Origin of the sequence: Sphaerotilus sp. (assembly GCF_041083715.1) — a bacterium.
Lineage (GTDB): Bacteria > Pseudomonadota > Gammaproteobacteria > Burkholderiales > Burkholderiaceae_C > Sphaerotilus.
Window position 1 is genome coordinate 1 of record NZ_JBFPGY010000063.1, and the last position, 3,828, is coordinate 3,828.

At 66.6% G+C, this 3,828-nt stretch carries 4 protein-coding genes; 1 reads left to right on the forward strand and 3 read right to left on the reverse strand.

The features are described 5' to 3' along the window. The 3 genes from AB3X43_RS02965 to AB3X43_RS02975 form a co-directional block, all read right to left on the reverse strand. A partial coding sequence (locus AB3X43_RS02965) for a YceI family protein (RefSeq protein ID WP_369428397.1) occupies positions 1–361 on the reverse strand: 361 nt, incomplete at its 3' end. Between the two features lie 46 nt (positions 362–407). Continuing rightward, positions 408–968 (reverse strand): cytochrome b, encoded by a 561-nt coding sequence (locus AB3X43_RS02970; protein ID WP_369428398.1) that lies wholly within the window; start codon positions 966–968, stop codon positions 408–410. Between the two features lie 82 nt (positions 969–1,050). Next, a complete protein-coding gene (locus tag AB3X43_RS02975) occupies positions 1,051–1,995 on the reverse strand; it encodes a MerR family transcriptional regulator (RefSeq protein WP_369428399.1) in 945 nt (314 codons plus the stop codon). Positions 1,996–2,480: 485 nt separating this feature from the next. Between AB3X43_RS02975 and AB3X43_RS02980 the strand changes: the two genes are divergently transcribed. Next, positions 2,481–3,797, forward strand: a complete 1,317-nt coding sequence (locus AB3X43_RS02980; protein WP_369428400.1) for an NAD(P)/FAD-dependent oxidoreductase — start codon at positions 2,481–2,483, stop codon at positions 3,795–3,797. Positions 3,798–3,828: the final 31 nt, after the last annotated feature.

Below are 3,828 nucleotides of genomic sequence, written 5' to 3' on the forward strand. Positions count from 1 at the left end.
CGACCTCGAACTTGCCGGGGCCGACCGCCTTGATCGCACTCGACTGGAATGTGGCCTGCGGAAACTTCGGCACGTTGAACCAGGTCGGCTTGACCATCTCGCCATCGGTTTCCGGGGCGCCGAAGGTGGCACTGCCGGTGTCGATGGTGAAGCTGACCTTGCCGGCTTCGGGCTTCTTCGGATCAAACGCGATCTGCGCGTCGAACTTGCGGAACTTGCCTTCGACGGGCACCCCCATCTGCTTGCTGACGAAACCCATTTCGCTTTTGGCGGCGTCGAGCTTCTGCTGAGCAAGGGCGGGCTGGCTGACCAGGACGAGGAATGCGGCGGCGGCCAGCGCCGTGGTGCTGAACGTGTTCATGGAAAGACTCCGGAGAAGTGGGACAGGTGTGCGCGATCGGCGTTGATCAGACCGGGCCGATGCCCATGCGACCGAGCAGGCGGTCGCGGTCGATGAACTGGTGCTTGAGCGCCGCACCGACATGGGCGAGCACCAGGGCAGCCAGCGCGAACGCCGTGAACGCGTGGACAGGCTTGATCAGTTCGGCCAGGGCCTTGTCCACCGGCACGAAGTCCGGCAGCGGCAGCACGCCGAACCACACGATCTGGAAGCCGGCCGCCGAGCTGTAGGCCCAGCCTGTCAGCGGGACCGCGAAGAACAGCAGGTACATCAGGTGGTGCGTCGCGTGGAAGACCGTGGTCTGCCAGCCTGGCATCGCGGCCTGGATGCGCGTGGGCAATGCGGGCGGGCGTTTGGCCAGACGCCACAGCAGCCGCAGCACCGACAGCGCCAGGATCGTCACACCGGCCCACTTGTGCCAGTTGTAGAGCTTCAGGCGCGTCGGCGAGAAGGGCAGGTCTGCCATGTAGTTGCCCACCACGAAGATGCTGACAAGGGCGATCGCCAGCAGCCAGTGCAGGAGGATCGACAGGCCGTGGTAGCGGGGGGAGGTGTTGCGCGATGTCATGGCTGCCAGTGTGGGGTGCGCCATGGGCGATCGGGTTCACCGTGCTTGATGCATGCGTAGCAAAAGTCTGAATGCCCGCGCGTCAGCGCGCAACGGTACGCCAGCGCACCAATTCGGTACGCACCTGTGCCAGGTTGTCCAGCAGCGTCACCCCTGGCGGGTGGCGGCGCAGCATCGCGGGTTGCGGTGTACCCGCCCAGATCTCGACCGACGCTGGCAGGCGGGCCCGCAGTTCGGCCAGGTGGTCGAGCGCCGCGCCCGCCGGGGCGAGTGACGAGAAGCTCAGCGTCACCACCTGCGCCCGGTGGGCCTGGGCAGCCAGCACCATGTCCTGCAGCGGTGTCTGCCGGCCGAGGTTCATGCAGGCGCAGCCCTCGACCGTGAACAGGGCCTCGGCCATCAGCAGCGCCAGGCCGTGCTGCTCGTCCGGGAAGGTGGTCAGCAGCACCCGCGGCATGCCGTCTGCCGGGGCCTCCGGTGCCGAGACGATGGCCGAGCGCAGCACGGTTTCGATCGCCTCGCTGCACAGGTGTTCCTCGAAGATGGCGAGCTGTCCGCGCGACCAGGCCTGCCCGATCTCGACCAGCAGCGGTGCGGCCACTTCGTTGACGAAATGCCCCAGTCCCCGGCGCAGCAGCGACTGCATCAGCGCGCGCCGCAGCCCGATGACGTCGTGTGCACGCAGCAGCGTGTAGAGCGCCTGTGGTTCGGCGCTCAGCACGGCGTCATCGTGCACAGGAACGGCGGCGTGGCCTGCGCGTGCCAGGTCTCCGATCGACTGCAGGTCCTGCAGCGGCAGGCCGACCACGCGTCCGGGTCGCCAGCCTGCATCCAGCAGGCGCTTGATGTGGCGCAGCCGTTCGACCTGTTCGGGTGGGTACAGGCGCTCGCCGTTGCTGTCGCGCAAGGGAGCGGGGAAGCCATAGCGACGCTCCCAGACGCGCAAGGTGTCCTTGCCGATGCGGGTGTCGCGTTCAACGGCGGCGATGGTCAGCATGTGCAGAGCAGCAGGTGCCCGGTCGTTCATCAGTGGCTCCGAGTGTGCCGTACACCGAAACGGATCTGTTTGCAGGGCCCGCTGGCGTCAACCTTGTATCTTTGATTTGTCTTGGACAAATTTTGTTAAACACCGTGTGTAGGCCTAATATAAGCTGTGATGGCCATGATTGACCAAGACAAATCATGTTCAAGGTACAGCAGATTCACGCACTGCGCCCAAGGCTGGCAGAGAATTGAATGCAATCTGAACAAATCACCCCCACAGCGCTGGAACTTTGCCGGCTGCGATTCGTCCAATCGCCTGCATCCGATTTCTGCTGTGTTGCGTATGACTCCAGCATGAACCGGATCCAAGATTTTCGACCGTGCAGCCTGTCCACCCTTCTGGGGTTGGCAGTCCCCCGGGGGCGGCTCATCTCCTCCTCCCTCCCCCTTCCTTCGTCGCCGGGTGCTGCACGGGTCTTCTTTTTCTCTCCGACCTGGCTGGCCACTGCGCCGGTGGGGTGCTGAGCCATGCGGCGCGTCGCTGTCATCGGCTCCGGCATCGCCGGCCTGTCTACCGCCTGGCATCTGAGCGCACGCGGTCAAGACTGTCACGTCACGCTCTACGAGGCCGGCGATTACCTTGGCGGTCATACCCACACCGTCGATGTGACGCTGCCCGGCGCCGATGGTCGACTGCACACGCAGGGCGTGGACACCGGCTTCCTGGTGTTCAACCACCGCACCTACCCCGAGCTGCTGAAGTTGTTCGCCGACCTCGGCGTCGAGACGGCGGCGTCCGACATGTCGTTCTCGGTGCAGGCCGAGCGTGGCGCACTGGAGTGGAGCGGCTGCAACCTCGACACCGTCTTCGCGCAGCGCAGCAACCTGTTCAATCCGCGTTTCCTCGGCATGCTGCGCGAGCTGATGCGCTTCAACCGGCGCGCGACCGAACTGGCGCGCACCGGCAGCGAGGCCCAGCTGGCCCAGTCCATCGGGGACTTCCTCGATGCCGAGGGCTACTCCGACACCTTCCGCCGCTGGTACTTCCTGCCGATGATCGGCTGCATCTGGTCCTGCCCGACCGCGCAGATGCTGCAGTTCCCGGTCGCCACGATGATCCGCTTCTGCCACAACCACGGGCTGCTGCAGGTCAGCGACCGGCCGCAGTGGTACACGGTGACCGGCGGGGCGCGGAACTACGTCGAGAAGATGCGTCTGCGCCTCGCGGACGTGCGGCTGAACACGCCGGTGCAGGCGGTGCGGCGCCTGCCGGGCGGCGGGGCGGTCGTCTTGGCCTGCGATGGGTCGGCGCGTTTTGACGAGGTGGTGCTGGCCTGCCATTCCGACCAGTCGCTGCGCCTGCTCGGGGCGGAGGCGACCGACGACGAGCGCCGCGTGCTCGGCGCGATCCGCTACCACCCCAACCGCGCGGTGCTGCACACCGACGTCACCCAGCTGCCGCGCCGCCAGAAGGCCTGGGCGGCGTGGAACTACGAGCACGCCGGGGACACCACGACCGAGGACGCGGGCGTGTGCCTGCACTACCTGCTCAACCGCCTGCAGCCGATGCCCTTCCGGCAGCCGGTGGTGGTTTCGCTCAACCCGGTGCGCCCGGTGCGCGCGGAGCAGGTGCTGGCCGAGTTCGACTACAGCCACCCCGTCTTCGACCGCGCGGCCATCGATGCGCAGGCCCGCCTGCCGTCGATCCAGGGCCGGCGCAGCACCTGGTTCTGCGGTGCCTGGACGGGTTACGGTTTCCACGAGGACGGCCTGAAGTCGGGGCTGAACGTGGTGCGTGGCCTGCAGCAGCAATGGACGCACGCCCGTGCGCTGGTGCCTGCATGAACACCGACCTCGGCCCGGTGTGTGCGCTGAT